Raw genomic sequence first — 22,378 nt, 5'->3', positions numbered from 1 at the left:
TTGGATAGTGTGTCATAACTTTATAGTTTGGTACCTTTAAAGATATAACATTTTTCCAATTGGCCTGCTGATTTCAAATTTTAAGGAGACTGTAACATTATTCTTGAATCAATTCAAAACAGTTTCTTAGTATTCAGAAAAACATTTTGAATACTTCGTGGAATATTCTGATAATGTGGACTCTGAACCAGCGCATAACGTGTATATTTATGGTCATGGGTATTACCGAAAATTATATCCTTAAACATAACACCGGATTCTATCCTGGCTGAAACAGCTACATTTTTGTCTATACGTTCTCGAATCTTTACCCAATCACTCAATACGTGGTTACTGCCATCAATTAACCATTCACGCTGATAAGGAGCATCAACAAACCTCCATGAAGCACGTCCCTGATACCTGCATACAACTATCGTATAAGCCCCATTATCACGCATCACCTCATAAAGTATATAAGAGTTTGACTGACTGAAATAGAAATCATCAAACGATTTCTGTCCCTGCTGAATACCTAAACGATGCTTATCCGCATTGTAGAAAAACAGCAATGCTCTCAATACAGTACTTTTACCAACCCCTTGGGTTCCTGTAAAATGCACATTTCCATCTACAGATATCTCTGCATAAGGGATATTAGCACTATTGATAAAAATTATCTTATTCAGGTATTTCATCTTCATTTGCTATTTGAATTATATCAATTATTTCTTCGGCATAACGGAATGCTGAAGTAATCTTATATGTTTCCTCAAATTCACTGATACATTCTGCAAAGCCCATATTCTGCATTTCCTGTAACAGCTTGCTTACTATTTCACCATTTGATCCAACCCCGTATTTTTTGAACAGATGGTGTGCCTTTTCCTTCAACTCAATATCCAGGCTTATTTGTTCTATTAAATGGCTTTTTCGGAACTGATAACCAGCGGTAAATGACGGATTATAGCATTTGAGAAAATCCAGATAGTCAAGCCATTTTGAAAAGCTATCCAATTTCTGTTCTATAGTCTGTTTAGCCTCTCCTATTCTTGAAAAATAGAAGTAACCATTACCAGATTCCATTTGCAGACCAATTTCCTTGAAATATTCCGTATAATCTTCCAGATTTTCTTCGACATCCTCATACAGATGACGTACAGAAGCGTCTGAACTGTCCACCGAAAGGAATTCTCCCCGGCTTAACTTATCGTATATTCTTCGAGTATTATTTCGCATAAATTATAGGATATTCAATGTTTTGATAAATTGCATATTTTCCAGTCATTCGGCATTCATTCGGATGCAGGATGACCAACTGACAGAAAAGTGTAACGTGTTCTTCAATATTACGTTTTATCTTATAGTCATATCTCAAAATGAATTCAAACAAATTATAGCTTGATGCCAAAAATGAATTCCAGACTTCAGCAGAATCCACATCCTTCAATAATCGGACATGATTTTGCAGTTCTTCTTCAGTCAACGGGTCGGCTTCCGTTCTTAGTGTTTTTTGTATTCCATTACGCTCGGCAATCCGTCTAAGCATCTTTACCACCAGTTCGTTTTCCCTCAGCATTTCTAAAGACAGACGAATCTTGTTGTATTGACGTGATTCCATCCAAAGAGGATTTCTTTCCTCCAACACATTTATAACATTCGTGTTAGCCTTGATGAGCAGCTGATCTTGCAGATACTTCAGTTTTCGTATTTTTTGTAAAGTTTATTCTGCTCGTCAATCTGATTAATATAGGAAATTATTTGTCTGTCAATCTCCATTAACGCATGATAGGCTTCTACAAAATCATGTTTCACATCGCTACAAGTCTTGGCCATGTGCGGATCATTAGCCATAATGAAAAAGGCATGCTCATTATCCATCAGTTTTTCACATTCACGTATCATAGTACGAATGCTACGACTCTTCTCATCCAAGTTCTCCAGTTTCTTTTTTTTGATAATATAATTGGGCTCCTGCTTATATGCATTATCCATATTACGCTTCAAATCAACAACATTCTTCAAAGTCCTGAATCCGGTCTTCTTTAAAAGCTGGCGCACACTATCCTGATATCCGGTTTTACGATTTATATTAGTTTCTTGTAGGAAATATCCTATATACTCTTTCAATGTGTTGATACATTCCTGCACACTCAACACACTGATTTCCTCATTGACATTCAGCACTTCTTCGAAGAAGTTCAAATAGTCACTCTCTATCTCAACCATATTGCCAGTTTCTACCAGTACACCATATTCTATCAGCTTCCTCAACCTTGCTTCATTCCCTCCGACAAGATCAATGGCAAGCCCAACCGGAAACTTCATAAGTTTTCGTTTTTCAAACATCTCACTTAGCAATCCTTGCTCATGTGAGAGCGTCTTGGTCAATTCTTCTATACTTCTAAAATGCGTCAGGACATCCATATATTTAAAACTCTGTGATTGGCACTACATCTATCTTATAACCGTCTTTCTCGATTGTGCATTTGTAATTATAAGTCACAATAACGAGATTATCACACTTTAATTCTCCAGCACATTCAACAATACTATCCACTTCACGCTTTTCCGTTTTAGGACTGCTAATATCATAACAGACCTGGACAAGACGTAATATGCGAGTTCCTTCACGAAGTACAAAATCAACTTCCTTATCGTTTCGTGAACGATAATAGAACATGGTCTTTTCAACATCATAACCTCGGCGTATAAGTTCTATGAAGACTTGATTTTCAAGCAGCCGTCCTAAATTGTCACTTAAGGAAAAAGCCTTGGACACCACAAAACCATTGTCAACTACATACACTTTCCTTGGAGCTTTTTTCATCAACTTTAGTTTATTATTGTAGCGCGACAAATAATAGAAAAGGTATGGTTCATGGAGATAGTCCATATATTTCTTGGTCGTATTGACACTGGAGAAGTCAAGTTCTGATGTCAATTCATTAGCACTGATAGGATTACAGAAATTCGACACAAGATACATGGCCAAGTTATTTAAATCTGTCACATTCCGAACATTATGACGCTTAGCAACATCTTTCCATATAATAGAATCAAATAACGTATCAAGATAACTCCGGGTCAATTGGCGTGAAGCAACTACTTCTGGATAACCGCCATTCCTTAAATAATCATCTGACAATACAAGGGATTCAGTTTTGTGCTCTGCTTTCAGTAGATGCAAATCAAGCCCATTCCAATCAAAAAACTCTTCAAGACTGAAAGGTAACATCTCTACCTGAAGATACTTACCTGTTAATACTGTAGCCATTTCGCTGCTTAACATTCTGGCATTACTGCCCGTTATTACGAGATTCTTTCCCATTCTATACAGTTCACTGACCCACAGGTCCCATGCATCAAGATTCTGGACCTCGTCCAACAGAATATATTCATATCCAGGATAAACATCATCCAGCATCCGCATGACCAAATCAGCATCCCAGGCTTCTAACAATTGATAGTTATCGAAGTTTAAGTATGCAAAATTCTTGTCCCGTAGCATTAGTAATGCCTGAGTGGATTTCCCCACTCGCCGAGGGCCTGTTATCAACTTGATAAGATGGCTGCTCAATAGCAATTCTGTATTTTGACTACTCTTACGTATTAAATAAGGACGAGACATCAGTTCATCACGTTCTTTGCGTTGATTCAGAATGATTGTTTTCATCTTTTATATGTTGTTATTCGAATACAATATTACTATTTTTTATTCAAATAACAATGTCTATTGCACAAAATATATACTAATTTATGCAGTATAAGATTGTTATTAAATAATATTTAGTATTATTGAGTGTAAGAACTGCCATGCTAACAGAAAGGTATACAGATAGCATGTTTTTAATGGCTCTACACACTATGGTCATAAATTGGTAACGTTGTGATGTCCTGACTTGGCTTTCTAATTACTTTTTCTGTCTTTCATTTTTCAAACCATCTCCCTAAAACGTCTAAGTGTGGAGATTTATCCAGGAATCAAAAATGCCTGAACTTGCGATGCAATAATATCATAACAAATACCTTTGCACCACAATTTTATTCATAAAGCCCGAATGTCGATTTACAAAAACTTAAAGAAACAATAATCATACTTGGTTTAGTATAAAAGCTCTGGCTGCCCCCAAAAATAATCATTAGGTTTAGATTAGAACTTGATTAGATATACAAAAAACAAACTAAACTTAAGCCTTATGCTGAAGAAAAAAAGAGGGACAAAGAGAAAATATAGAATTCTAAATCACGAGGGGCAAAGGAACATATTGCTCCAAAAACATAAATCAGCAGAAATGAAATTGTATTAGTGTTTTCTTTGCAGATTATCTCGCTTTTTTTTGTCCCTCGTTTGTTCTCCAGTATGAAAAAATGCCAAAACCATACATGATTATCAACACTTTATGTGTTTATGGCACATATTACATCGTCCCTTTTCCATCTGTTCCAATAAAAATACATTGTCTTTTAGCGAACAATACAGCCAGTATACATAGAGTTAATAATACATCTTTAGAAAACACTAACTTTACATACTAGCTAGAATGAACTATAGCAGTATCACATAATTTACTGTAATAATTTAACCCTATTTTATTCCTTCCTCATCCTTCATATCCATAAAATTTGCGTTAAAACGCTTAAAAATAGTTTCCTAAACGCTCCTGTTCATAAAATATAAGTGCGTATCATTATTTCATTTCTTACAGCAAATATCGCCCTCTGCCACTTACTATGCAAGGCTGCCCTGTTAATAAACCAAGCGCGGACGGGAAACCGGCCAAATGGTTCTGTTTCTGCCATCCGGATACAATGTCGCTTGACGATTATATTCGATGATGAGAAAAGAGGAAAAAAGCCCTTGTGGATAAATATTGAAGAACAGGATCAAACTGAAAGAACATCATTCAATCATATTATTGCGATACATAATCAGCAAATTATCGGCACTATTTCAAATTTGTGCCGATAATTTGTTATATTTATGACATAATAACAGATATGAGTAACGAAATAACATCAGCCATACTAAATTTTGCTGAAAAGCATCATGACTTTAATATAGAAGATTTGTCTGAGTGTCTCTGCAAAAGCATGGACATCAACAGATCTTCCCTGCTTTGGCATTTGTTCAAACTCGTAAATAGCAACGTATTTATCAGAACCGGCCGTGGCATGTATGCCAAAGTGACAAAACCGGTATTCTTGCCCCAACCTGCAGACGATATAATAGAGGTATTCAATCTGTTGCTGTCCAATTTCCCGTTTGCCAAGTTTTGTATCTACCAAGGTGAAATCATTTCACCACTGCAACACCATCTTTCATCCAACCGCATTATTTATGTGGAAACGGAGAGGGATTCAGCCGAAACCATTTTTGATTTTCTGAAAGGCGAAGGCCGACCGATTTTTCAGCGTCCCACTAAAGATATAGTATATCACTATGTGGATATGGACAGCAGGACCATCTTCGTGAAAAACCTTGTTTCAGAAGCTCCGTTGCAGAAAGTATCCGGCATTCCAATGTCCACATTGGAAAAACTTCTGGTTGATATTCTGAGAGATTCTGATTTCTTCTATCTACAAGGGAGTGAAAGCGAACGTTTCATAGAGAATGCCTTCAAAATGTATTCCGTTAATCGTAGCCGACTTTTCAGATATTCCAGCAGAAGCAAAGTCAAAGAAGAATTATTGTCCATACTGAATAACTTGAATTTGCAACGATAAAAAATGTTTTACGAAAGAATGGATTGACCAAATGGTCACTGCACAGCATTACAATGACAAGAAGCTGATTGAAAAAGTCATCCGTGCATTGTCATTGCTTGAGATGCCGGTCAAAGCAGAACCCATCTGATTTTCAAAGTACATTCTTAATGCTGACAATCGGCAGGTCTGTCCATCGTCTGTCCATAGACATTGATGTAATCTATCCTCCTGGAGCAAACATAGAAATAAGATTATCCGAGAAATCTATAGATTTCGGTTTCATCGAACTGGAGCTGGTAAAACGTAAACAGAGAAATGTTGCAAATATCCTCAAGAACCACTCCAAGTTCTTCTATAAAATAGCATACCGGAATGATACGGAACCCCAGTCTTTTATTCTGCTACTTAATTATTTCCCTAAAAACAATATTTTTTGCACAAATGGAAAGCGGATTTTTCTAATGAGCAATTTGGAATAAAGCGACCTGCATAATAAACCAAACGCGGACAGGGAATCGGCCGAATCGGTTCTGCTTCCGCCATCCGAATGCAATGTCACTTGGTGATTTGCATTTTGTCTTATTTTGCCTACCCTAAAGCAGGAAAATCCAGCCCCAATGGAAACTGGTAACGACAAACTATGCAACAGAAACATCCGCAAAAAATTGGCGGAATGAAATAGTTGTTGTACTTTTACAACATTAGACCCTCCAAAGCCTCTCAACGATGCTCAAATCTGGGGGGCGTTTTATTTTTATACCCTATGGGCATTCAATCTGACAAGGTTTATACATACCCAATTGAGATTGCCACCCTGCAGAAAAACAGAGGTTGGGACGTTAGGGACTCCCAACGGACGGAGCATTATATCCGAAACATTGGCTATTACAGGCTTGGCGCCTATCTGTATCCCATGCTGCAGATACCCAAGGAGCTTCATCGATACAAGGCAGACGGCTCCTTTCAAGACACACTTAACCCATATCGTTTCGATAAGAAATTGCGATTGTTTCTCTTTAACGATATAGAGAAAGTAGAGATTGCCTTGCGCAGCGCATTGACAAACATCGTGACGAGGAAACTGGCAATATCTTCTGGATGACAGATGGCAGCTTGTTTGTGAATGCTGACAATTTCAACCGAACCATGACATTGGTTGACAAGGAACTAAAAAGCTCAAAGGAGGAGTCCATCCTGCACTTCAAAAGAGTATATGAAAGGTCACTTGCAACAGCAATTGGCAGATTTTCCGATGATAGACATCAAGGTTTGGTTTACCTACGAGCTGACAAGAAGAACCGCTGTGGAAAGAATAGCCCCATAGACTGAACATATATGTTCCATTATTCCGCCTGCATTTTGCGAATGACCGTAAGAGACAGGCGGATTTCCTTTTTGAGTATATCAAGACAGTATATGAAATATTCATCTAGGTTAGTCTTCTGCCTTAGTTCCTACATACTTGTACGAAGTTCCTCTTCATTGGAAGACAGAAGTATCACATTAATAATCCAAGGATACAATGCCTTAGCTTTATTGGTATATCGGCAAAATATCTGCCCTATTAGTGAGCAATACTGAGATTTTCTGCGCAGACTGTGGCCTGCCTCCAACAATCTGCATCTTCTGATCCAACTTTCTTGGCGACTTTGTACCGATTGTTATTTTCGATACTGCTCAATATATCATATAATATGCAAATACAGCAATTATATGATATATTGATGGATAAATATTAAATTCAAAAGTAATTCTTCTGATATAAATTACTACAATCCATACTTGAATAAACATTATCTAAGAAGGTATATTCAAAGTATTTGATATTCTATTAGTTACAAGTATCCATACATTTTACGCCGTCAACAGAAAACTCAGAAGGAATTACAAAAATTAATTATGGCTGGCGAAAAGAGAATAAGTCAAAAGAAAATATTGGCATACAGAAAGATTACTCACCTCTAAGGTTGATATCAGTTTCCAGTCAAAATATACAAGTATCTATCTTTTTTTGGAAAGCAAAATAGTTTGGTTTAGAACTTTGGTAGATATACAATAAACAAGACTAAACTTATATCTAGAAGAGGCGACGAAAGAAAAGAGGTATAAAGAGCAAATACATCGCTTCAAAACATGAGGGACACGAGGGACAAAGGAGATTTAATAGGCTCCTTAATCACGTTTTTCAAAAATGAAATTGTATTAGTGTTTTCTTTGCAGATTGTCTCCATTTTTTTGTCCCTCGTTTGTCCCCCAGCATGAAAAATCGCTAAAATCATATTTGATTATCAACATATTATGAGTTTATAACACATATTGCATCGGCAGAAAATAACCTGTAAAGCAATAAAAAGTAGCACACCAAAATACATAAACACATAACTTACAATCCATTAGATTAATAATTCAATAATAAAACAATAACTCAGCCCACTGATACAGTGACCACTAATATCCATTGAGCAAAATCAGAATACCCCATTCATAAATGGTTAAAAAATGTACACTACGATCACACCTCATTCCCCAAACTCCTATGCGTTTTATTCTTTCGAAAATTTTATAACTGGCCACAAAAATTTTCCCAGTTAGCAAAAAACTTTTTCCTAACTATAAAAAAATCAAGCATCCAAATATCAATCACCACCAAACACTGAATAATAACAATGCGATAAAAACAAGAGCATTAAAAATGACAAAGAAATATTACAAACAATACAAGATCCCAATATACCATGTTTCCGATTGACCAAACATTTTCATCTCCTCTTCAACCAAAATTCCTCAAAAACTTATATATTTGGAAAAAGATTACAATAAAAAATTGTATTGTATTGTATTAAGAAAAGCAACAGAAAATAAAGATATTATAGATGGAAAAAGGAACATTGCATTCTTGCCCCGAATTGATTGACTATATCAACCACATCGGATTTCTGCCACTATTACGCATGGGCATTCCTGGATGGTCGGCCGAAGAAATAACAGATGAAAATTGCCAGTATACCCGCCTGCCCGATGGCGGATGGGAATGGCCGCTGTGGGAATGGAAAGGTGCTATCCTGCAGGAAAGTGGTTGTGCATACGGTAAGTTTTTCAATCGTAAAGCTGCCTTTATCAGTCGCGAATGGTGGCCTGACTTCTGCAACTACCGTCGAAGCGTTTTCCCTTCCCCCGAAGAGGGAAGCATCGAAGAAGCTATTCTTGATGTTTTAAAAACAGAAGGAAGCCTTATCACCCGTGAACTTCGCGCTGCATGTGGCTTCACTGGAACTAAAATGCGAAGCCGATTCGATGCTTATCTCACTCGCCTGGAAATGGGCGGATACATCGTTACACAAGACTTCATCTATCCTCGCGACCGCCACGGACACGAATACGGCTGGGGATGGTCGCTCTTAACCACTCCCGAAGCACTCTTCGGACGAGAAGCTTGCCACCCCAAACGCACCCCACAGGAATCACGCCAACGAATGCTTATCCAGTTAAAAAAAATATTGCCTGAAACTTCACCAAAAGTGTACGACTTCTTGTTGAAATAGTTCCCAAAAGTCAAACAAACCAATAAATAGACTACTTCTACAAGAACAATGTCAGCAAAGGAATGGTCAACACCGAAAGCAAAGTTGTAATAAAAGTTCCCTCGGCCATAATAACCTCCCCTTTAGCATATTGAATACAAAACAGTGTTCCATACGAAGCCACAGGCATAGCTGCCAGCACCACATTAATATTGGCAATAGTATTGTCGACACTGCAAAGGCGTGATATGTATAAGATGAACAGAGGAATTAGCATCAAACGCAAAGCCGACATAAGGTAAATGGCTACATTACCGAACATCCGAAGGACAGGTACCCGAGCTATCGACGACCCTATGATGAGCAAGGCTGCAGGTACGGTTACATTGCCCAATAATACAAAAGGTGTGCTGACAACACGGGGAGGCACCCATCCCGTCAGTACAACAAGGATAGAAAGGTACGAAGCAATCATAGCCGGACAATAAAGAGTATGCCAATTGAAACGCATATTGCCCTGGTCACCCGAAATAAAAAAGGTGCAAAAACAAAAATCAGCAAAGTGCTTGGAAAATTAAGGATACTGGCATAGAATACTGCATTCGGTCCGAAAATAGAAGCAACAATGGGATAACCGATAAAACCAACATTACCGAAAGCCAACATAAAGCTATAAATTCCACGGTCGGCCGCCTTGACAGGCAAATAACGAGGAAGCAGAAAAGCCGCACCTATCAACACCACATAAGTGGCAAACCCCACGAGAAGCAAGGGAACGATGAATGTTTTGTCAGGAAGCGTATCGCCCATCACCGATGAAAGTATCAGGCAAGGACACGTTACATTAATAACCAATCCCGAAAGCTTGCGGTCAAAATCCGCATCCATCATCTTCTTTTTACTCAGATAATAGCCGACGACTACCAGTACGAACAAGATAATCATCTGCGTTACTATTGCATCCATAAATCTTTTTACCTCCTAAAAAACTGGCGCAAAGATACAGATTATAGAATTTGGATATTCTCCACTCGGGCGGAAAATTGATAGCTAATATACTTTCCTCCTCACACTCACTTTACAGAAAAGTCATTGAACACCAGCCTATCCGTATCGTAACCACGCCGACGGAGTTTGTCAAGAAGTTCTTGAAGTACATTATCTGGTAAAGTCGCCTCACGACTCATAATCCGGAGGTCCCAGGTTCAAGCCCTGGCTGGTCCACATTAAGAATCAAGCACTTACAAATATTTGTAAGTGCTTTTTCTTATATACAGTGACCTTCAGGTGACCTTTTTGAGGCGAAACTCTGTAATAATGGCCTTTTGCAATTCCATGAAATTACAGAGAGTTTTTATAGATTTTTAAATAGAAAGAGTGGCTAAATCTGGCCTTTAAATAAATCATTGCGATTATTCGTGTAAGGGATAAGATGAGACCGCAATAACTTGTCGGGAAATTATTGAGTATTCTTGAAATTAATACATTATGCACAATAACATGATACACCTATTTTTTCTTTGCGTATATTTTGTTCTGTAACTTTGTATCCATAAATATTATGCAATATGGAAAGCGAAAAATTAACCATTGGCAAACTCATCGAAAAGGAGGTGAGGAAACAGCAAATTCCAATCACAGAGTTTGCACGATTGATTTGCTGCCAAAGGAACAATGTGTATGACATATTCAAGCGCAGCAAAATTGACATCGTACAGCTTAAACAAATATCAAAGGTTTTAAGGCGGAACTTTTTCAAAGAGCTTGCCGATGACCTTGAATTGATAAATGAAGAAGAAATGAGTGGGGCTGATGTAAAAAAGCAAAAGGCAGTATCACAATTCTTTGAGGTCGTACCGAATATATTGCGAGAATTGGGAAAAACGTCTACAATTATCTTCTGTAAATTGGACGATTCTGGCTATGAAGATTGTGCTACACCAGATTTTGGATTGCCCGACTATTTCATAACTTTCACCATCGGAGACACTCTCCAAGAGCGAATCGGCAACAACCTTGCGCTTCCTATTGGAGTAGTCCACGACAGCACGAATAACTGTGAAGTCGAAGTCTGCACTAATGTCGTCTATGGGTCAGTCTGTGTAAATGTAAAGCTGGATTACAAGACACAAGACGAATGGAGAAAAGTTTTGCTGTTAGCTTTTGAAACCTATGACATATTTGGACGGAGGTAATAATGAGAAATTTATTGGATGATTATAAGGAGGTTAAGGATTGCATCTACAAAGGTGAAACCTACTCTGTCCGTGACAATGGGGCGGTATTGCGCCATTCTCGCATAGGTAAAAGAGTGAGGAAAGAAGATGATATTTGGACATTCGGAAAAGCTAATGAACAAACTGGATATATGATTATTGGCGGCGAAAGAGTACATCGCATTGTTGCCTATGCTTTCTTAGGGGAGCCACCTACACCCCAACATGTTGTTGACCATATAGACACCAATAGACGAAACAATCGCCCTCAAAATCTAAGGTGGTTAACAAAGTTGGAAAATGTTTTGCTAAATCCTATTACAAGAAAGAGAATAGAGTTTCTATGTGGGAGTATTGAAGCATTCATAAACGACCCTTCAATCATACAGGAATTTGCCAATGACAACCCAAACTTTGCATGGATGCGGACTGTTTCCGCCGAGGAAGCAAAGGCTTCATATGAACGCTTGAAATTATGGGCGGAAACACCATCTGCCCCAACAAACACAAGCAATGGTACTATGGGCGAGTGGATTTATGCACCGACCAAACGCCACGAACACATTGAGCCATTTTCTAAATACAGTTCTGTACCCAGTAGCCAATCAGAATTCTCTGCCGTAGAATACAAGCAAGACATTCTGACTGAATCGCTATCACCGACTGCGATGCAAAAGTATTGGCGTACACCGACAGAATTTCCGCTATGCCCAATTCGTTGGGATGAAGAACCATTGGAAACATATTCCAAGATGCTTAAAAAAGGGGCTATCGTTACCAAGAATGAATTTTCCACTCATTATATTGACGATTTCGCCTTGAAAGGGGACTCCCTTTTAATCAAAACCCATGCAGATGATGGCATCAAGAAATTCTCTTTGATTACTGTGTCATTTGAAGGTGATAAATATATTCACGAGGGACAAACATTCTTTGAGGAACAGGGCGCACGAAAGGCTTTTACATTAGCCCAAGGTTTAGAATGGGATGGTGAAGATGGAATTGACGATTATTGCTAAAATAATTTGCTATATTGCTAAAAATGAGTAAATTTGTAACTATAACAAATCAACCATCATAAATTATGAAAAAGATTCTAGCCTCTTTAGCCGTATTCTTAGCTGTCATTAACATCATGGCACAAGAACACCTTTCATTCAAAGGGATTCCTATTGAAGGAAGCATGACCGAGTTTTGTAAAAACTAAAAACCAAAGGATTTACTTCTATCGGGCAGGAAAACAATATCTCTTTGTTTACAGGGGATTTTACTGGCCGTGAAGCGACTGTAGGTGTAACTGCTACAGACGATGGGAAAAATGTTTTTGCTGTAGTTGTGTTGTTTGAACCGAGCGGAGAATGGAACACTCTCGTTAACACCTATGACTACTATAAAGATTTGTATACTCGCAAATATGGTAAGCCGTCTATCTCAAAAGAAAAAAATCCAGCCCTTTCTGATTCCAATACTGCTTTAATGGCAGAAGTCCATCAAGGAACAGTTGTATATGGTAGTGCATGGGAAGTGACAGGTGGAGATATACAACTTTCAATTGAAAAATCCTCTGGGGTTTACGAAGGTATGGTGCTGATTCGCTATCGTGATTCTCAAAATGTAGAAGCCAAAATTCAAAGCGATTTGGATGATATTTAGATCCAATATCATCTTTGTAATCTTTGTTGTATACTCTCTATTTTCCAATCATACTTACCTTCTGCCACATCACCAACCTCTTTGAGTGTATGGCGATGTTTTATTTCGTCAAACGGCTGTCGGCTTTCCGCATAGTCACAGAGCCATGCTCCGACCGCGTTCTGCTGTTCGGTTGTTTCCCCGTACTCCTGCATCACGCTCTTGATGTCGGCGGCTTCAGACGGGGCGAAGAATGACTTGTGCCGCTCCGTGCCGAAATGGATAATCGCATCGATGGCTCTTTTGAACACCTCGCTTGCCTTGTAGAGCATATCCGCAAACAGGCTTAGGATATGCCTGCTCGCTTTCAGCGTACTCTGCAACAGGCGGATAGTCTTGTCTTTCTCCACCGTGGCTTGGCTCACCGCTTGGCTGATGCGCTGCCGCTCGCCGTCCTTTTGCTCCTGAAGCTGCCGTACCGCCTTGTTCCTTTCAATGGCAAATGAACGGCTCTGCACCAAAGCCCTGTCACGCTCCGTTTCGGCTTTCTGTTTTTCTGCGACCAATGCCTTTGTCCGTTCTTCCGCCTTGTCCTTTACAGCTTCGGCAAAGGCTTTCTTCATGCGTTCGTTCTCGGCTTTGAGTTTGGCGTTTTCCTTTTCGACCGCTGCGGACTTGCCGACCCCCACAAGGTTGCCAACGCTGTCCAGTATGCTGTCCACTTTCGCCTTTCGCTCGTCTTTCAACTGCTTCTCCTTTTCGGCAATCTCGCTGTCGAGGGCAAGACGGTACTGTTCTTTCGCCTTGTTCTCGTTCTCCACAGACATGAGTTCCGCTTCGGCTTCCTCCTTGGCGGCGATGGCGGCTTGCCTTGCGGCTTTCGCCTGTTCCGCTTCCTGTTTCTGTTTGGCGATGATGAAGTCCGTGCGCTCCAGATGTTCCTTTCCCGTCACCTCCTTTGAGGTGCCTCTTTCCATTTCCAGACACTCAGCCAGAACCGTTTGCATCTCGCTCATGGCTTTCTCGTCCAGTTTGCAGGATTTGCCCGTATCGTGGTTCATCCAGTCCCATACGATATGGGCGTGTAGGTTGGGTTTCCATGTGGCATTGTCGCCGGGTATTCCGTAATGCCCCTCGTCACGGTGGATGAACACCTGTAGGGCTGTGATTCCCCAACGCTGCCTACACACCTCACAGAACTTCCGTAACTGCTCCATCGTTGTGTCATCCTTGATGACGACCACACCCTCCTTGAGCGGAGTGCTGCCACGGACGATGGTCACCTTGCCCGTCTTCTTGTTCACCCGTTCCCGGTCTTTGGTCTGCATCGCCCGTCCTGTCTTTTCCTTAACCATAGCGGCTATCTGATTGTAGCGGTCGGTGAGCGTGGCTTCGCCGAAATCAGGTGATACCCATGTCTCGTTTCCTGCCATGAGGTCGGTACGGATGTAGAACTTCTCCCTGCGGATATTGGCGAGGTATTCCGCTGTCCGCTTGTTATGCGCTTCGCTGCTGCCGATGTTGCACGGCTTGATGTTAATGGATGTCTTCTGTGCCATAGGCTTGTCTGTATTTTGGGTTTCACTTCGGGTCATTAGGGCGGAGCCTTAATCGGAGGGTGCAGGGAGAGGGTCACTTCCTGCTCCGGGTTCTTAGGGGTGGAAGCCACTAAGCGGAGTTTCCAAAGAGAGGGTCACTCTTTGGTCGGGTTGCACAGGGCTGAAAGTCCTTGCCGGGTTCTTAGGGCAGCGTCCTAAGCCCCTCGGGAGAGCCCACAACTTCGGAAGTTATAGTGGGCTATATCTGGGCAAGCCCAGTCAGTCACGTCCACCAACGGAGTACCGCTGAAATCCTGCGCTGTGCGCCCGTCAGTTCCTCCCGGCTATGTCGGGTCTTCCACGCCGCCAATCGTGCCGTTCTGCGCTTCTTTCGGGCTTTCTATAGGATTGTTTTCATGCTGTCCGTTGTCATTGTCTGCGATATGGGGATTGTCGGCTTTGTCCTCCGCATCCGCTCTGTTCTCCGAACTGTCGAAAACCACAGGCGAACATAGGGAAAAAGAAAGGGCGGCTGCTCCGCCTGCCATGCTGTCCGCTTCCAGCCTTGGGCACTGGCAACCATCCGGCACGGTACACGGTTTGTTCTCCGACGGCATATCATTAGAGTATGGTGTCCGCACTCCGTCTGCCTGTCCTTTGGAAACTGCCGCAGGCTTGACATAATGGGGATTAGTCAGCAGGACACCATCCACATACCACCCCGTAAGAAAATGCAGGGTGTGTATGGATGTTCGGTTGTTGGTTCGGGTGGTCAGCATACCAAGCCTGTTGAAGTTGCCGATGAGCTTTCCGATGGTCTTTCGGTTGCAGCCCATGTATTCCGCCAGTTCCACATCGGAAGCTGCCGCCTGTCCCACCTCCAACTCAATCTCAACTCCCTTGATACGGAGGGCGGTCTTTGTCCGCACGGCTGCGGTCATCAGCCTGTGCAGGCACTTCTGCCTGTCGATGGCGGATCTGCCGTCCAAAAGGAAATCCCACTGCCCGGCGGAAAGGATGGTGCAGTAATGTATGGTCTGTTCGTTCTTGCACATAGTCTATGATATTTATAGGTGTTACACTGGTCAGCTACCTGCCCATGCCATACCCGTGTTCCGGCATATGGTATTCCCTGTCCGCTGCGATATGGTTCAGCACATCCTGCAAACGGTCGAGCTGGTCATGGTCAAGCACACGGATTGCGTTAATGGTTATCACCTGCGTGGCAATCCTGCGGTGTGCAATATTGTTCTCGCTCATCGTACCGTTACCGTCAGCATGGACTGAACGGAGGTAGGCATTGACCGCTTCCGTCTGTTCCTTTGAGGGGTACGGTGCTGCCCACCTGTCTTGAATGTAGCCGACCATTTTGCCGACCGCATCCGCCAAGAGCGGATTGCGCTGTGCGATAATTGGTATCAAATCTTCTTTCTTCATGTGACTGTTATTTTAGAAGTCTTGTGATTGTTTATTTCTCGTTGATTTTGTTGACTTTGTTGAGAGAGTACCGACAAAAGGGAAAATAAAAATCGCATCCAACGGTTTAGGATTCTACTTTTCTTTTTTGGCCAGCAATTCTGTTGAAAACTGTTGAGACTATTGTTGAATCATATAAGCCTTGCTCATACGTTTCTCCCTATATTTCATCAAATTCAACAAACTCAACGATAGTCTTTCAGAATTTCTCGGGTGACGGTGTAAAAGCGACCGACTTTCTTGGGTGATGCTGAATACTTCTGTCCCGGCAACACGGATATTTGGTAAGTGGAATAAGACAGCGCATTGGGAGCAGGCTCCAGTTTCCAACACTGTTGCAGGACATTCCTCACTTGGTGGCGTTCCACTCTTACCATAGAATAGTTGAACAACGCCAATAGGTCGTTGATGCAGAAATCCACCACATCCACCTGCATGCAGTCCATGATGTCGAGCAGCAGTTCAGCCATGTCAAGTTCTATGCGGCTCCGATTGCTGCGGATGATTTTCTCCAATGCTTCCGTGCGTATGAGTGACGGCGAAAACCACATTCGACTTTCTTCTTTGGTTGTCAAGTCACGATGCAACAGATAGTGCAAAAATGCTGGGATTTCGTCTTTCAATTTCTGTAGAAACGAAGTATCATCCTTCTCCAATCGGTTAACCTTCCTTACCCAATAACGTGTTTCCTCCGGCTCAATGTAAACGGGGAAATTCTCGTTATTGGAACACAGCACAAACTTAGCGAAGAACTGCACTTCATAGCGGTCTTTTCCTTTGGATTCCATTTTATAGGAATGGGCTGTGCTAAGATTCTTCAACCGTTCGCTATCCTCACGGCGGTTGAGCAGCACTTCATCCACAACTATCATCAGTTTGCCTGCCCAATCGGCATTGAATTGACTGCGGAAATCCTCATTCGTATTGAAAGTAACATTATCCTGAAACAATGCTTTCAAGAAGTTCAAGAATGTACTCTTGCCTGTATTCCGTTCTTCCGAAACCAACAGAAGTATCGGCAATTTCTGTGTCGGTTTCAGATATAACAGTTGAAGGTAATCCATTCCCAACTCATACTGCTCACCGAAAATGTGTTCCACCAACGAGCGGATATGCTTGAAATCGCCCTCCACAGGAATATGGGTTATCGGCTCGTAAAGATTGTAGAAACCTGCAACTTCTTTTTGATAGTTAATATGACTCGGTACTGTACAAAAGCCATTATACTTTGTGATGGGAGGAATATTGTTCTTTCCATAGTCCTGCCGGATAGTGCCAAAGCTCCATTGAATCCGGCGGGTGATAGTTGTACCATCGACCAAAGGTTGCTGCACTACCTTATATATTGTAGTACCTACTCGAATATATAATTCTTCCATATTGTATCTCTTGGGATTATACATTCAATTCATTACAGCCAGAACCCTGAACTTTCGATTTCACAAGTGAAGTAATCTCTCTTTTTGAGTAAAGATTACGTCCACCTAACTTGTGAACGATGATTGTACCCTCTTTCTGCATACGCCATAAAGTGGTGTAGGTGATGTGAAGCCGTTCACATACTTGGTCGCGCGTATAGTATTCGTCACTCTCTTCTGATGTCAAATCGGGCTGGGATTTCTTTCCTACCAACTCTTCCACTAATTCGGAAACAACCTGCTTGAGGTCATCCTTCTGTAACATGATAAAATTTCCTTGCATAATATGTTGTTTAGATGATTATGCCGCGAAATTATTATAGAACACAAAGAAAGCACCTCGGTAAAAATCGCGTCGATTTCTGCCGAGGTGCTTTTAACGGGATAGCGTTTCTTTTTAACTAACCAAGCGTTTATGATAGAATTAATATATATTGGGAGAAAGCAAAGTACGCAGTCTTATCTCCATCAACTTCGCTTGTTCCCTTCCTGTTTGAATAGTTTTTTCTGATAAACTCAAATTATAGCCATAGTCACCATGTTCATTGATAATGGCACAATAAAGGGCTTCTGCCCAATCAAAACCAGATTTGAATCCAAGGGATGGGAACCTCTCCAAAATGGCAGTATGAAAAGTTCGGTAATTGTAAGAGTCATTAAGCAAACCGCCATTAGTCAACGCAGCAAAAATATAGGCAAGAACGGAGTCTGTAGCATTCGTTTCCATCCATTCGGTGAGTATTGTTTCTATCCCATTGGTAAGAAGTTCCGCATAAGGTTGTATAAGCATTTCTTCAAGCAGGACACAGACTTGCTTGCGTCCACGGCGACCTTTAGATGCCTGTAAGGTGGAACTGACCACCTCTTTTGCCGCACCATTTTTACCCATAGCTTTCCATGCCCCTTTGGTATAAGCTGCTTTGTCAAAACTGGTAAGCATTAAAGAGCGTATAAATTGCCCACCAAAACCTTTCTGCCAGACAGACGAGTTTTCTCCCATCATTGTTTTGGAGAGTAAATCTCCCATCTTCACAAAACCATCGTCAAATATCATCCAGTAGAACGCACTACACATGAAAGGATTGTTATGCAGGAGTTTTTGTTTCGTTGCCTCTTGATTAAATGTAGAAGCAAACAAGGCTGTCAGTTTCTCATGGACTTGCTGGTAATTGCTTCCAAATTGAGCTCTATTGTAGCTTTCAGTCCCAGGACAAAGGCTTTCAAGTAATTCTGTAATGCCCTTAATTCCATTAAGAGACAGCATCTCTGCCAAGTAAGACATGCCTTTAAGAATGAAAGTCATATCACCTTCGTATGCTTTGGCAAAAAGATTTGCAAATTCTTGATAGTCTCCGGGGTGTTCATAGTGCCAGCGACGCAGGCTGAGCAAATTCAAATCCTTGTTAACTGCTTCTTGAGTTTCACGTTTCTTATCTTCCAAATAGGCATGAATGCCTTCTTTAATGTATTTTGCATCCTCTGATTGCTCAAATTTGGTCATGGCATATTCTATTCCTTAAGCCCATTGTCCAGTTCCAAATAGCAATACAAGCAGCAGGCTGACACATTCCCATCTTTTATGGCATTAGAGAATTTGTCAATCATCTCATCGGTAGCAACACCTTCTTCTGTGGTCATTATCTCCAAGATTATGTTTTGTAACGTAATTGCCTCATCGTCTATCTGTTTACTGTGGTTATCGCACAACAGATTCTTTAAGATTGATTGAATCTTGCTCTTAAAATTTGTATAGATTTCTTGATTCGCTTCAAGCCATTCCTGCATTTTCGCTTGAAGATGAAACTTATCAGGGGAAAGTTCCTTCATATTATTGTCCATATAAACAGCTCCGCTAAATGGTTAATCTTTGAGACATGCCAAAGGAATCACTTTAACCCCATCGGGACGAGAATATGCCATTGTTCCACCTGTCATCACAATAAGTAAATCTGGCTCCCGAATAGGTACCTGCTTCTCCGTCTTGTTGTGTTCCTGTATAAGCCTTTTGAGTTCGAGTAAGTGTTTAGCTCCTTCATCAATTTCGCTACTACCAAGTTTGCACTCAATGAGAGCATAACGTCCATCTTCCAAATGCAGCACTATGTCCGCTTCCAAGTCGTATCGGTCATGGTAGTAAGATACATGACTATTTAAATCAATGGTGTACGCCTTTAGGTCACGAATACACATCTGCTCAAAGATAAATCCAAACGTCCTAAGTTGCATACTTAATGATTCGGGAGATAGTCCCAAAAGGGCAATCGGTATAGAAGGGTCACAGAAGCATCGTTTTACACTGCTTCTGATAGCGGTCTTACTTCTTATGGCAGGACACCATGCACTTATGTTCTGGATAACAAATAGTTTTTCTAAAGCCGAAACATAATCATCAAATGTATCTACGTGACAACTTACTTCGCCAGACGAGGTTACATCATCTAAAAGAGATTTTTTCTTGACCAATGTCGAAACATTCCTGGCATAAGCCCGAAGTATCATGCTGGTCAGTTTGGCATCTCTTTTCTTTCCATCAATACCGGAAACGTCGTCAGAACAAATGGTTTGAACATAGTTCTTTGCCACAAGTAATTGAGCTTTTGGAGTACGAGCCAACAAAGAAGCCGGCCATCCACCTCGGGATGCGGCAAAGATTAGGTCTTCGACGGTCATCTTAGACATTTTACCGTCAATATCATAATCAGGATTGTTGAAAAGTTCTTTCAATGAAACTTCGCCCGTAGATTCTTGCGACTCCCACAAGCTCATAGGCAACATACGCAGCCGGGCAATACGACCAGCTCCGGAATGATGTATTTGAGATTTGTCAACAGCATTGGAACCAGTGAGTATAAATTGTCCGGGAATTTGGCGGTCATCAACAGTTGTTCGTACCGCATCCCACAACATTGGAGCATCTTGCCACTCATCAATAAGACGAGGTGTATCTCCTTTTAACAGAATGGACGGCTTAGTTTTAGCTGTGGCTAAATACTCCTCACGCATACTTGGGTCTTGCATTCTCAAGATGCTATTGGCAAGTTGAGATGCCGTAGTGGTTTTACCGCACCATTTGGGACCTTCTATCAATACTGCCCCAAATGCATCCAGTAAATCTTGCAGCAGGGCATCGGCTGTTCTTTTATAATAATTCATATAATATATTTTTCAATGGCAAAGATACACATTTTCTGCGAATTGTATTGCCAATTCGTGTTTTTTGTGGTAATTAAATCCACTTTTTTGCGGCATTTCATTCGGTATTTTTGCTGTGTTTTGTTCCGTGTTTTTGTGGTATTTCACTTGGTGCTCTTGCGGTAAACAGCTATAATTAGTCAGATAGATTAGCTATCAGTTCCATCCTCTCCTCTTCGCTTAAGCCCTTCAGCATCTCCAACAAAGCTTTCTTATCTACAACTGGGGCAGTTTCTTTAGGCTTCTCATTAAGCAAATAATAATTGTACTCCAACATCTTCGCAAGAGGATAGGTGCCTATATAGTTGGAAGTGATGTCACTGCCACCACTATGCCCCATGCTGTCACTTATATATTTATAAGGTACGACACCTGAATTATTGAGATTGGTAGCAAAGCTATGTCTTGCCCATGTTGGTGATGGTGTTTGTTCCAATCCTATGAGTTTAGCGACTTTTGCCATGTGCTCACGTATATATCTGTTATAACGTTGGATAACCCATATCTCCTGTTCAGGGGTAATAAGTTCGCTCATTATGGGAAATACCCTTCGCCCAAGTTTTGGAGCATTACCATATCGGTTGAGTATCTCTTGTATCTCAGGTGTAACAGGAAATATTACCTCACTGGCACTCTCGTTTCGTTCCCGGGTCTTATGACGAAGAAAACGCAACTGTTTGCCATGAGTGGCATAGTATAGTTCATCATAAGTCAGACGGAGTGTATCAGCAAGATTTTGTCCATCGCCTAAATACATAAAGAGGAATAATCCAAGGTCGCGAAATATAGCATGTTTTTCTCGCCCAAGAAACAACTCGTTCCTATCCTTGTCTTTTGCCTCACCTGCTTTCCAGAAGTCATAGAGTTTACGCATGGTAGCTACATCAAGAAACTCATGCTTGCGGCTTTGGGATTTATTGTAACCTGTGTCCTTGAACATTTCCTTGGTATCACCCTTCATCAAACCATTTGAGATACACATATTGATGATTGTTCTGAGGCTACGAAGTGCGATGGCAATGGTCGTTGTACTCAGTCCGTTCTTTTTCATGATTTTTACCCACTTCATGATAAACTCCTTGTTAATATCAGCAAATGATACATCCGTACCCAAGTCTTTCACAAAGCGGTTACGAACATCTTTGCTACAACGGGCTGAACCAGCCTTGCCCTCATTGGTCTTAGATTGAATGTATGAATCCCACACTGTAATAATGGTGCTGTCATCATCTTTTCTACCCTGAAATCTGTCTTGCAGCTTGCGAAGAGAGAAGTTGTTTTCTGCGATAAGTTGATTGGCGATAAGTTCCACCCTATCCATTAGATTTTTCATGTCGTTTCTCTCTGTCAGTTGAACACGACGGCCACTTTTCTCGTATTCGCACAAGGTCAACCATTCTTCCATAGTGTATGTTTTGCCCAAACGAAGAAAGACCTTCTGTCCAGCATGACATATACGCACGGCAACAGGAAGCGGTTGCGAGTAATCTCCTGCTTTTCGTATATCAAGAGTCAATGAACCATATACGTTGCCATTTGCAGCCGTGAATTTGGCGAGGCACTTTTCTCCCCTTGAAGTGGTTTTGGCTTCCATTTTTGCCGTTTTAGTGACCTTATTCGTCTCCTTCTTCTCCATAATATGTTTATTTACAAGTGATATTCCGCTCTCTTTGGTGACCTTCAGGTGACCTTTTCGC

General features: G+C 41.1%; 20 protein-coding genes and 2 pseudogenes. 6 read left to right on the top strand and 16 right to left on the bottom strand.

The features are described 5' to 3' along the window. Positions 1 to 125: 125 nt before the first annotated feature. The 5 genes and pseudogenes from BQ5591_RS10995 to BQ5591_RS10980 all read right to left on the bottom strand — a co-directional run. Positions 126 to 677 (bottom strand): annotated as a pseudogene (locus BQ5591_RS10995) (ATP-binding protein); the annotation flags it as partial. Next, a complete protein-coding gene (locus BQ5591_RS10990) occupies positions 661 to 1,218 on the bottom strand; it encodes a condensin complex protein MksE (RefSeq protein WP_071149332.1) in 558 nt (185 codons plus the stop codon). The gene BQ5591_RS10990 and the pseudogene BQ5591_RS10995, both read right to left, overlap by 17 nt. Next, positions 1,208 to 1,600, bottom strand: coding sequence for a hypothetical protein (locus tag BQ5591_RS21855; RefSeq protein ID WP_235817077.1), 393 nt, complete (start codon positions 1,598 to 1,600; stop codon positions 1,208 to 1,210). Before BQ5591_RS21855 ends, BQ5591_RS10990 begins: the two co-directional genes overlap by 11 nt. A 77-nt stretch (positions 1,601 to 1,677) precedes the next feature. Continuing rightward, positions 1,678 to 2,307, bottom strand: a complete 630-nt coding sequence (locus BQ5591_RS21850) for a hypothetical protein (protein ID WP_235817076.1) — start codon at positions 2,305 to 2,307, stop codon at positions 1,678 to 1,680. Positions 2,308 to 2,410: 103 nt separating this feature from the next. Beyond that, the gene (locus BQ5591_RS10980; RefSeq protein ID WP_071149331.1) at positions 2,411 to 3,655 is read right to left on the bottom strand and encodes an ATP-binding protein; all 1,245 of its coding nucleotides are present in this window, start codon (positions 3,653 to 3,655) and stop codon (positions 2,411 to 2,413) included. A 1,325-nt stretch (positions 3,656 to 4,980) separates the two neighbouring features. Between BQ5591_RS10980 and BQ5591_RS10975 the strand changes: the two genes are divergently transcribed. The 3 genes from BQ5591_RS10975 (at position 4,981) to BQ5591_RS10955 (ending at position 9,230) form a co-directional block, all read left to right on the top strand. After that, complete coding sequence (locus tag BQ5591_RS10975) at positions 4,981 to 5,706, top strand: DUF6577 family protein (protein ID WP_071149330.1); 726 nt, start codon at positions 4,981 to 4,983, stop codon at positions 5,704 to 5,706. A gap of 745 nt (positions 5,707 to 6,451) precedes the next feature. Further along, entirely contained in the window at positions 6,452 to 6,790 is a 339-nt protein-coding gene (locus tag BQ5591_RS22185) for an Abi family protein (protein WP_159434453.1), read from the top strand. A gap of 1,771 nt (positions 6,791 to 8,561) precedes the next feature. Continuing rightward, on the top strand, positions 8,562 to 9,230 hold the full coding sequence (locus BQ5591_RS10955) for an AlkZ-related protein (protein WP_071149326.1): 669 nt from the start codon (positions 8,562 to 8,564) through the stop codon (positions 9,228 to 9,230). 37 nt (positions 9,231 to 9,267) lie between these two features. On the opposite strand, the gene BQ5591_RS21845 is transcribed toward BQ5591_RS10955, so the two are convergent. Beyond that, positions 9,268 to 9,720, bottom strand: a complete 453-nt coding sequence (locus BQ5591_RS21845; protein WP_235817075.1) for an AEC family transporter — start codon at positions 9,718 to 9,720, stop codon at positions 9,268 to 9,270. Beyond that, complete coding sequence (locus BQ5591_RS21840; protein WP_235817074.1) at positions 9,681 to 10,175, bottom strand: AEC family transporter; 495 nt, start codon at positions 10,173 to 10,175, stop codon at positions 9,681 to 9,683. Before BQ5591_RS21840 ends, BQ5591_RS21845 begins: the two co-directional genes overlap by 40 nt. A gap of 602 nt (positions 10,176 to 10,777) precedes the next feature. Between BQ5591_RS21840 and BQ5591_RS10945 the strand changes: the two genes are divergently transcribed. The 3 genes and pseudogenes from BQ5591_RS10945 to BQ5591_RS10935 all read left to right on the top strand — a co-directional run bounded on the left by BQ5591_RS10945 (position 10,778) and on the right by BQ5591_RS10935 (position 13,078). After that, the gene (locus BQ5591_RS10945; RefSeq protein WP_071149325.1) at positions 10,778 to 11,404 is read left to right on the top strand and encodes a hypothetical protein; all 627 of its coding nucleotides are present in this window, start codon (positions 10,778 to 10,780) and stop codon (positions 11,402 to 11,404) included. 2 nt (positions 11,405 to 11,406) lie between these two features. Beyond that, positions 11,407 to 12,444 carry an HNH endonuclease signature motif containing protein gene (locus tag BQ5591_RS10940; RefSeq protein WP_071149324.1) on the top strand — a complete coding sequence of 346 codons (1,038 nt, stop codon included), beginning with the start codon at positions 11,407 to 11,409 and terminating at the stop codon, positions 12,442 to 12,444. A 65-nt stretch (positions 12,445 to 12,509) separates the two neighbouring features. Next, positions 12,510 to 13,078 (top strand): annotated as a pseudogene (locus BQ5591_RS10935) (hypothetical protein). Positions 13,079 to 13,086: 8 nt separating this feature from the next. Here the strand turns inward: BQ5591_RS10935 and BQ5591_RS10930 are convergent. The 9 genes from BQ5591_RS10930 to BQ5591_RS10895 all read right to left on the bottom strand — a co-directional run bounded on the left by BQ5591_RS10930 (position 13,087) and on the right by BQ5591_RS10895 (position 22,317). Further along, complete coding sequence (locus BQ5591_RS10930) at positions 13,087 to 14,616, bottom strand: mobilization protein (RefSeq protein WP_071149323.1); 1,530 nt, start codon at positions 14,614 to 14,616, stop codon at positions 13,087 to 13,089. Between the two features lie 323 nt (positions 14,617 to 14,939). Beyond that, positions 14,940 to 15,650: a hypothetical protein gene (locus BQ5591_RS10925; RefSeq protein ID WP_071149322.1), complete on the bottom strand. Its 711-nt coding sequence runs from the start codon at positions 15,648 to 15,650 to the stop codon at positions 14,940 to 14,942. Positions 15,651 to 15,684: 34 nt separating this feature from the next. After that, the gene (locus BQ5591_RS10920) at positions 15,685 to 16,032 is read right to left on the bottom strand and encodes a hypothetical protein (protein ID WP_071149321.1); all 348 of its coding nucleotides are present in this window, start codon (positions 16,030 to 16,032) and stop codon (positions 15,685 to 15,687) included. 224 nt (positions 16,033 to 16,256) lie between these two features. Beyond that, entirely contained in the window at positions 16,257 to 17,450 is a 1,194-nt protein-coding gene (locus tag BQ5591_RS10915) for a primase-helicase family protein (RefSeq protein WP_394331804.1), read from the bottom strand. Positions 17,451 to 17,466: 16 nt separating this feature from the next. Further along, on the bottom strand, positions 17,467 to 17,772 hold the full coding sequence (locus tag BQ5591_RS10910) for a helix-turn-helix transcriptional regulator (protein ID WP_071149319.1): 306 nt from the start codon (positions 17,770 to 17,772) through the stop codon (positions 17,467 to 17,469). 141 nt (positions 17,773 to 17,913) lie between these two features. After that, positions 17,914 to 18,990 carry a DUF6043 family protein gene (locus BQ5591_RS10905; protein ID WP_235817071.1) on the bottom strand — a complete coding sequence of 359 codons (1,077 nt, stop codon included), beginning with the start codon at positions 18,988 to 18,990 and terminating at the stop codon, positions 17,914 to 17,916. A gap of 8 nt (positions 18,991 to 18,998) precedes the next feature. Then, a complete protein-coding gene (locus BQ5591_RS21835) occupies positions 18,999 to 19,328 on the bottom strand; it encodes a hypothetical protein (protein ID WP_235817070.1) in 330 nt (109 codons plus the stop codon). 21 nt (positions 19,329 to 19,349) lie between these two features. Next, the gene (locus BQ5591_RS10900; RefSeq protein ID WP_007747646.1) at positions 19,350 to 20,642 is read right to left on the bottom strand and encodes an ATP-binding protein; all 1,293 of its coding nucleotides are present in this window, start codon (positions 20,640 to 20,642) and stop codon (positions 19,350 to 19,352) included. 175 nt (positions 20,643 to 20,817) lie between these two features. Next, positions 20,818 to 22,317 carry a tyrosine-type recombinase/integrase gene (locus BQ5591_RS10895; RefSeq protein ID WP_071149318.1) on the bottom strand — a complete coding sequence of 500 codons (1,500 nt, stop codon included), beginning with the start codon at positions 22,315 to 22,317 and terminating at the stop codon, positions 20,818 to 20,820. Between the last annotated feature and the right edge of the window lie 61 nt (positions 22,318 to 22,378).

The sequence above is a fragment of the Bacteroides ndongoniae genome (assembly GCF_900108345.1).
GTDB lineage: Bacteria > Bacteroidota > Bacteroidia > Bacteroidales > Bacteroidaceae > Bacteroides > Bacteroides ndongoniae.
This window is presented reverse-complemented; position numbering and strand designations above follow the sequence as displayed.

Coding starts and splice junctions, on each gene's coding strand:
- BQ5591_RS10990 (WP_071149332.1), bottom strand. CDS start 1,218: ATGCGAAATAATACTCGAAGAATATACGATAAGTTAAGCCGGGGAGAA.
- BQ5591_RS21855 (WP_235817077.1), bottom strand. CDS start 1,600: ATGGAATCACGTCAATACAACAAGATTCGTCTGTCTTTAGAAATGCTG.
- BQ5591_RS21850 (WP_235817076.1), bottom strand. CDS start 2,307: ATGAAGTTTCCGGTTGGGCTTGCCATTGATCTTGTCGGAGGGAATGAA.
- BQ5591_RS10980 (WP_071149331.1), bottom strand. CDS start 3,655: ATGAAAACAATCATTCTGAATCAACGCAAAGAACGTGATGAACTGATG.
- BQ5591_RS10975 (WP_071149330.1), top strand. CDS start 4,981: ATGAGTAACGAAATAACATCAGCCATACTAAATTTTGCTGAAAAGCAT.
- BQ5591_RS22185 (WP_159434453.1), top strand. CDS start 6,452: ATGGGCATTCAATCTGACAAGGTTTATACATACCCAATTGAGATTGCC.
- BQ5591_RS10955 (WP_071149326.1), top strand. CDS start 8,562: ATGGAAAAAGGAACATTGCATTCTTGCCCCGAATTGATTGACTATATC.
- BQ5591_RS21845 (WP_235817075.1), bottom strand. CDS start 9,720: ATGCGTTTCAATTGGCATACTCTTTATTGTCCGGCTATGATTGCTTCG.
- BQ5591_RS21840 (WP_235817074.1), bottom strand. CDS start 10,175: ATGGATGCAATAGTAACGCAGATGATTATCTTGTTCGTACTGGTAGTC.
- BQ5591_RS10945 (WP_071149325.1), top strand. CDS start 10,778: ATGGAAAGCGAAAAATTAACCATTGGCAAACTCATCGAAAAGGAGGTG.
- BQ5591_RS10940 (WP_071149324.1), top strand. CDS start 11,407: ATGAGAAATTTATTGGATGATTATAAGGAGGTTAAGGATTGCATCTAC.
- BQ5591_RS10930 (WP_071149323.1), bottom strand. CDS start 14,616: ATGGCACAGAAGACATCCATTAACATCAAGCCGTGCAACATCGGCAGC.
- BQ5591_RS10925 (WP_071149322.1), bottom strand. CDS start 15,650: ATGTGCAAGAACGAACAGACCATACATTACTGCACCATCCTTTCCGCC.
- BQ5591_RS10920 (WP_071149321.1), bottom strand. CDS start 16,032: ATGAAGAAAGAAGATTTGATACCAATTATCGCACAGCGCAATCCGCTC.
- BQ5591_RS10915 (WP_394331804.1), bottom strand. CDS start 17,450: ATGGAAGAATTATATATTCGAGTAGGTACTACAATATATAAGGTAGTG.
- BQ5591_RS10910 (WP_071149319.1), bottom strand. CDS start 17,772: ATGCAAGGAAATTTTATCATGTTACAGAAGGATGACCTCAAGCAGGTT.
- BQ5591_RS10905 (WP_235817071.1), bottom strand. CDS start 18,990: ATGACCAAATTTGAGCAATCAGAGGATGCAAAATACATTAAAGAAGGC.
- BQ5591_RS21835 (WP_235817070.1), bottom strand. CDS start 19,328: ATGGACAATAATATGAAGGAACTTTCCCCTGATAAGTTTCATCTTCAA.
- BQ5591_RS10900 (WP_007747646.1), bottom strand. CDS start 20,642: ATGAATTATTATAAAAGAACAGCCGATGCCCTGCTGCAAGATTTACTG.
- BQ5591_RS10895 (WP_071149318.1), bottom strand. CDS start 22,317: ATGGAGAAGAAGGAGACGAATAAGGTCACTAAAACGGCAAAAATGGAA.